The 7,220-nt window shown below is 33.3% G+C and carries 7 protein-coding genes; 5 read left to right on the top strand and 2 right to left on the bottom strand.

Features of this window, described 5'->3' with window-relative positions:
* A partial coding sequence (locus tag P20495_RS20735; protein ID WP_033016070.1) for a tRNA (adenine(22)-N(1))-methyltransferase TrmK occupies positions 1-449 on the top strand: 449 nt, incomplete at its 5' end.
* A gap of 101 nt (positions 450-550) precedes the next feature.
* Entirely contained in the window at positions 551-1,573 is a 1,023-nt protein-coding gene (locus P20495_RS07015) for a hypothetical protein (RefSeq protein ID WP_008137257.1), read from the top strand.
* Between the two features lie 4 nt (positions 1,574-1,577).
* Here P20495_RS07015 and P20495_RS20730 read toward each other — a convergent pair whose 3' ends face one another.
* On the bottom strand, positions 1,578-1,805 hold the full coding sequence (locus tag P20495_RS20730) for a hypothetical protein (RefSeq protein ID WP_008172234.1): 228 nt from the start codon (positions 1,803-1,805) through the stop codon (positions 1,578-1,580).
* Positions 1,806-1,881: 76 nt separating this feature from the next.
* Between P20495_RS20730 and P20495_RS07020 the strand changes: the two genes are divergently transcribed.
* The 3 genes from P20495_RS07020 (at position 1,882) to P20495_RS07025 (ending at position 6,291) form a co-directional block, all read left to right on the top strand.
* The gene (locus P20495_RS07020) at positions 1,882-3,126 is read left to right on the top strand and encodes a recombinase family protein (protein ID WP_008137252.1); all 1,245 of its coding nucleotides are present in this window, start codon (positions 1,882-1,884) and stop codon (positions 3,124-3,126) included.
* Positions 3,126-3,569 carry a hypothetical protein gene (locus tag P20495_RS20725; protein WP_033016069.1) on the top strand — a complete coding sequence of 148 codons (444 nt, stop codon included), beginning with the start codon at positions 3,126-3,128 and terminating at the stop codon, positions 3,567-3,569. Before P20495_RS07020 ends, P20495_RS20725 begins: the two co-directional genes overlap by 1 nt.
* Positions 3,570-3,981: 412 nt before the next feature.
* The gene (locus tag P20495_RS07025) at positions 3,982-6,291 is read left to right on the top strand and encodes a hypothetical protein (protein WP_008137248.1); all 2,310 of its coding nucleotides are present in this window, start codon (positions 3,982-3,984) and stop codon (positions 6,289-6,291) included.
* A 345-nt stretch (positions 6,292-6,636) separates the two neighbouring features.
* Here the strand turns inward: P20495_RS07025 and P20495_RS22305 are convergent.
* On the bottom strand, positions 6,637-7,220 hold a 584-nt coding region (locus tag P20495_RS22305; RefSeq protein WP_033016068.1), incomplete at its 5' end, for a hypothetical protein.

The raw sequence follows: 7,220 nt of genomic DNA, 5'->3' as shown, positions 1-7,220 counted from the left end.
GGGTCTTATGTCAGGATGTAGGCAAAATTGAAATTGCTCAAAGAAAAAGCCAAGTAGTTGTAATAGCAGGTGTTGGCGGTGAGCTGTTGTTAAGTTTAGTACAACAAATTATTGCTAATAACGCAGTTGAGCATTTAAATAATGTTCGGTTTATTTTATGCCCAGTGCATCACACTTATAAGTTGCGAGTGGGTTTAAAACAACTCGGTTTAGGGCTAATAAGTGAACAAATAGTTTACGACAACAAACGTTTTTATGAAGTGATTGAAGTGAGCTTTAGTACCAATAATGAGATTAGCCATACCGGCAACAAAATGTGGGACTTTGCTAGTACAGAGCACGCTATGTACCAACGGCAACTCATAAATCATTATAATAAAATGCTCAATAAAGATAAGCCATACTATCAAAAAGTTATAACAGACTATCAAGAACTCACCGATAGTTAAAAAAGCCCAAAAGTAGGGCGTACATGTGATCTAATTACGACATTGACGACGTAATGTGTTCATAGTTTATATCGCACAACGCGAGTTTATTTGGTTTATTTATGTCAGATAACAAGAGTCACATTAATCATTTGCTTAGCAATGAGCAAAAATGGCAACACAGTTACGAGCAACCTATTTCTTATGCACCCCTTGTGCAATTAGCTAATAGTAACTGGGTGGTGCCACAGCATTTTTTACGTTACAAGCACACGCTTCAAAGCGTAAACGAAGTACTTGAGAGTATTGAATTTTCGGCTCATTTTAGAGTGCTTGCTGCACAAAAAGGTGAAGAAATTTACCTGCAAGTAGCAGTGCTGAGCCCAGATAACTATCAAAAAAGCGCATCTATTAATGAAGCCAAAGCTAAAAAGCTATTATTTGGCAGACGCTGGATAGTAGAGGAAAACTTACCTACCTCAGAGCTTATTCAAACCGCATTTTTAGCGTTAAAAGTAGCGCGAGAACACGAAGTAAGAGAACTTTTTCAGTTAATGCAAAGCGGCGCAACAAGCACGCCATTTAATAACCATCACGACTTACCGGTAATGGCGCAAAACCCTGAACTTGTTAAAAGCGAAGCGGTTACAAGTAACGTTGATGAAGTGCTTAAACGCATTGTATTTGCAGGAAAAAGCATTGAGCTTAAAAGCCAGCAGCAAGTAGCCGAGCAATATTTATATACTGTTGAGCTGTTGTGTGAGGATTGCCAGCTTAGCGAGTTTAATAAAAAAACAATTGCGTTTTTAACAGCAGATCCATCCGTTAATAGCTTTTTACACGGCTTAATTGCGGCATTGGTGGCCACAAGTAACGACTACGTAAACGAGCAGTTTAAATACAAAGGTTTTGCCCGCTTTAGTAAGCACGTTGCGGTTGAACAAATAGGTAACCTAAGTATCGCTATGCGCTCGCCAAGTACCGTAGGGCTTTGCTCTATGGGTAAGCAACATGCTAATCAGTTAAACTTTGAGATAGACAGTGGGCGAGCACCACAGGGCTGCGGGCAAGCTATTGGTGGGTTTTTAGCTGCTCACGGTATTGAGCAGCCAGAAAATGCACATTTATATCCAAATTACTTATAACAATTTAAAGTTTATTAATTTCATCTTTAACGTTAAAGCTCGAATCAGTAACAATAGCCTCAAGTGTTTGTACGCGCTCTTTTAATGCAAGCACTTGTGCGTTTGTTTCAGCTAATTGTTTATGGGCATCGCTGTTGTTGTTTTGCATTTTATGTTTAAACTCAAGATGCTTTTTATACATATCGTAAACTACTCCTGAGCCAACCGAAATTAGCACAATAAGTACAATCATAGCTGTTATTATAAAAGTATAACTAAATCCCTTTCTAAAGTACTATAAGTCTCAGAAAGTAATTAAAGCTGCTATTATGAAAAAACCCGCATATTTTTACACTCGCATATCATCAAAATCCCAGATTTCAGGTGAAGGTCTTAATAGACAAGAAGATTTTATAACAAAATTCTTAGACGGTATTAACGCATCAAATCAAGATGGGATTCAATATATTCAATCTAAGATTATCAATGATAGTGGCGTATCTGCTTACGATGGTTCAAACATATTGGATGGTGAATTAGGCAAATTCATTATTGATGCTGAAAATGGTAAAATCGAAAAAGGTTCTTTATTAGTATTAGAAGCACTCGATCGGCTATCCAGACAAAAAATCAGTGAATCTAGAAAACTGATTCTGAGGATTTTCGATGCGGGTATTAAAATTGCTATTGTAAAATATAATATTATTTTCGATGACTCATCATCAAATGAAATTGGAGCTGATCTTTTAGTTACGGCTGGTCTGCACTTGGCATTTATGGAGAGTGAGCAAAAATCAGTTAGGTTGCGGGATACATTTGCAAGGAAAAGAGAAAAAATAGCTAATGGTATTGCTGTAAAAAATTCTCATATGCCTTTTTGGATGGTATTCGAAGATAATAAATTCACCCTTCTACCTGAACAAGTAAAGCATGTTGAATTAATCTTTAAGTTAAGAATCGAAGGAATGGGTTTGCACTCTATAACTCGTTACTTTAATGAAAAAGGCATTCGATTAGCTGGTAATAAAAGCAAAAGTAAAAATCCGCTCAATTCAACACGAGTTACTGATATTTTAAAACATCGTGGTGTTTATGGTGCATATGAGATCTTTAAAAACGATTACACCAATACACGGAGACGTATTTCAACTGGCGAAATTGTAGAAGGCTATTATCCAAAAATAGTTTCGAAAGAAGACTTTGATATTGTTCAAGGTATGTTTGAGGGTAAACGTAGTATTAGGAAGGTAGTAAACATATTTTCAGGACTTACTAAATGTTCTTGTTGTGGAAGTAATTACGGCTATTTTAAACAATCTGATATACATACATTCTTGCGGTGTTCAAGTATGAGCCAACCGAAAAACATAACTGAGAAATGTAAAAATGGTTCTATCAACTACGAAAAAGTTATCCTACCGAATTTCATAAATTATTTTGGGAATTATGACTTTAGGGAGCTACTTAAAGATACATCTGATCATGATCAGATAATTGAACTAGAACAAAAAATCAACTCAAAATTAGAAGACAAGAAAAAATTACAAAGAACAAAAGTTATTATGACGCTTTAATGCAGTCTTACATTGAAAATGATGATTTAGAGTCAATAAATGAAACTCGAAAAACTGTTCTAGCATTATCTAGGCAAAGACAAAAAATAAATGAAGAAATAAAAGATATTGAATCTAAGTTATTAATTTATAGAAGGAATTCAGATCTAGATTTAGTCCTGAATTCTATAAAAGATATTAATAAGTTAGATTTTACAGAAGAAAGAAATAGAGTTTTGTATAACGAAACTTTGAAGAGGTTTATTAGCAAAATAGAGCTAACTAAAGTAAAAAGATCTGCTATGGCGAAGATACACTACAAGACAGGTTTTATTGTAGAGCTGTTTCTACCTCATATGATACATGAGCAACAAAAATTTGATAATCTAGCTCTTTTGTATAAAGCACAAGATGACTCATATAATGCCATTACAGCATTCAATAAAAATGATTTAGAGTATTAGATTAGTTTTATACATTATTACAGTAAATGACGGACACAAAAAGGCACAACTCTATTGATTAGTTGTGCCTTTTTTTAGAGATACGATACAATTATGCGATTATACAGAATAGTCAAAAATAAATTGTTATCTTCGCGATAATCCACTCAACAACTTACACATAGCTCGTCACGTTGGTTCAATGGTAGTTACACCCTATGCAAAGGCTTTAACCATTGTAAGCAATCGCTACTTATTTTGAACTACAGACAGTGACCAGATGGTGTATCGTTCTTCCCTCTCACTCACTATATTATTTATGATAGAGAAATATAGTAAATCAATTTTTGAATTCGTAAATCTAAATGCGTGTTTCATCAACAGTATTTTTAATAAATATTGATATATAAAACAACAATAAAACATCGCAATTATGACAATCCAACAAGATTTAACACCAGAAGAACAACAACGGCTAAATGAAGTCAATAAACAACATAAAGAACAGTTACAAGCAACTAGCGCTTTAGAAAAGACTATCAAAGAATTATCAAAAAATAATGCACGAACTAAAAATGAATCTGCTTTTACAGATAATCGTTTAGAGGTAAGAAAATATACAGATAGTGTTCGTGACACTATGAGTAGTGAAACATCAAAATTGTTTGAACAACTTGAAGATATTAACATTGATAGTCGTAAGCAATCTAAACACGAACAACGCGACAATTTAAAACAGCTTGATGTATTGCGCGAACTATCAAAAAATATTCAAGACGATGAACAGAAACTACAACTTCAAAAGTTCGTGGATACTACAGAGGAAAGCATTAAAGCAAACAGTAACCGATTTACAGCGTTTGTTTCAAAATCCGTTGATAATTTTGGGGATATTGGCGCGGTTCTTTCAGGGTTAAATGATAGTCCACTTCTAGCAATGGGCTTTGCTCATTTTGGCAATAAAATAACAGACTCGTTAAAAGGTAGTCGCGAACAGTCTTACCAAGTTCAAGAGGGTTCAGAAGATCAGCTTTTTGAACTGTTACAGCAGCGTGAACAAAGCGCTAAGCGTCAAGAGACATTATTAAAAGAACTGGCAGATCGTAAAGCAGATAAACCAGATAATAAAGGCAATGTTCGTGAAAACGAATTCAAAGTTGATAATAGTTCTATAGAAAAGGAACTAAAATTAAACAATGATGAACTAGTATCAATCAATGATTCAATTAATAACTTACAAAATCCACCAGCTATTGATCACGGTGTAGATAGTAAGCAACATATTGAAAATATTGTAAATGTTGAAAACAATCTTACACAAGATTTATCTAAATTAACCAACGATGAAGTTATAAATCAGCTTGATTTTGCCAATGAGCAATTATTATCTATTGATGATAGTGTTCAAAAGTTAAACAATGTTTCTAAAATAGATCCAACTATTGAAAGTGTTGTTAACAATACAATCAATGTTCCTGAACTAGACCTATCAACACTTAGTTTAGAACGTCTAGAAGAACTAGTTAATGTATCGAATCAAGAATTATTATCAATCGGTGGTGCTATTGATGATTTTTTAAACAATATTGTATCAATTGATAATGGTAAACAAGAACCTGTTCAAGTCCCAGTGAACGAGGACAACGATTTTAAGGCAATTGAAACGCAATTAATCAATATAAATCATAAGCTTACACCGTTATTGAACGGTTTAGAAGAACGTAGACGTGAAGATGAATTGTATAATGACCAACTATTAACAGCGTTACAGGATCTTAAAGGTAAATCTAGTGGTGTTAGTGGTAAAGAAGACAGCGGATCAATACTTGGTAGTGTATTTGGTATGCTCAACCCTAAAACACTGTTAAAAACGCTTACAGGCGGATTTATGAAAGGGTTCAAGTCACTAGGTAAGAGTATTGCACGTGTTATACCTAAAGTATTAAGCAAAATTATGTTACCCGTTGCAATAGTAGGTGCATTGTTCAGTGGTGTTACCGAAGCGTTAGAAACTTTCAAGAAAAGCGGTTCTGTTAAAGATGCGGTAACTAGTTATTTTGGGGGGATGTTAGATTTTATAACATTCGGTTTGTTTGATACCAATTCCTTAAAATCTATGGGGGATACTATAAAGGGATATTCACAAGGTTTGTATGATGCGCTTACTTATCCACTAGAGAAAATGACTGATCTTGTTTCAGGAATAATGGAGGGAGATTGGAAAAAATCATTGAAAGCAGTTTTTGAACTAAATCCAATAGGGTTATTGGTTAATGGTCTTGAAAAAGCATTCAATTATACAGCGGATCTTGTAAGTGGTGCTTTTGATAGTGCAATGACTAGTTTAGATACAATGGTCACGGATTTTACAAAAAGTATTGCAGACTCGTTTAAGATACCAGATTTTGATTTTTCAATGCCCTGGGATGATGACAATAAATCTAAAATTGATGATAAGAAAACTATTAAATCAACGGATTTATCAAACATTGGTAGTGCTAGGGCAAACATACGTGAAAGTATAGGATCTGTTTATAAGATTAATGATATACCGATGAATAAACAGGATTTTAAACAAGCATCTAATGCAGTATTAAAACCAGAATTAAACAATGCTGGTGGAAATAATTCATTTAGTAATATTAACGTTGCTAACAATAATCAAACGATAGTAGCACCCTTGCCGAGTGTTCATAATAATGACATGGAGTATATACGCACTAGAAGTAACAATCCTTATTAATCATTATGATACCGACACAAAAAAGCCACAACGAATTAAATCATTGTGGCTTTTTCGCATAAGAGGTGGGACATTGAAGGGATGAAAACCCACCTATAAAAACAATTTACATTGACCATAACATAAATTGTTAATCTATAATTATTTATGATATTTTTTGTGAGGTAGTTATCATAAATAATTATGTATTGTTTAAATTTTAACAAAAAGACACAGCGAATATTAATCGTTGTGTCTTTTTTTTTGTTAAAAAAAGGTACACTTTAATATAAGTGACCTTAAAACTACAATAATAAAATTATGACAAAAAATTATTGTTTTATGTTTTATGAATTCGTTTTACTGCTAGATAAATCCTAGTTTATTTATATTCTGAGCAGTTTCATTAAGCGTTTTACAGCCGTCTTTATTATCATGAAAATAATCTAGTTCTTTGTTGTATACATCGCGTGGTTTTGCTAATGCAATTCTATCTATAACAATCATGTTGTTATTAATAGTGTAGTTAAACGACTTAATATAATACATTAAAATTGGCAATTCTGAATTAAGAATAAATGAACTCTTTGGTATAACTGCATCCTTAGAACCATAATAACTAGTCTTTTCACCAATGGCATGAACAATAGATTCTAAAACTTGTTGAAGTGTGAATTGGTGCGTTAATGCATCTTTATTTTTCAATAGTAAACTAACCGTTTCTTGTTCACTCAATTTAACCTTAATAAAGTATTCATCTCGTTGGTGGAGAGTAGATACCACTTTTTCAGGCACTATTGGATAATCAAACAATACACTTTTATTAATCTTGTTTTTATAGTCTTTATGCTTTTTAGCGAACGTGTGTATAACATGTAAAAACTGATCGCTGTATCGTGTCTTAATACCTGTATAACAATTCTCTGCAATACTCAAAAGGCATAGTGGCC

The organism is Pseudoalteromonas sp. BSi20495 (assembly GCF_000241185.1).
Lineage (GTDB): Bacteria > Pseudomonadota > Gammaproteobacteria > Enterobacterales > Alteromonadaceae > Pseudoalteromonas > Pseudoalteromonas fuliginea.
The sequence above is the reverse complement of the archived record's forward strand: the minus strand, read 5'-3'. Positions and strand labels throughout refer to the sequence as shown.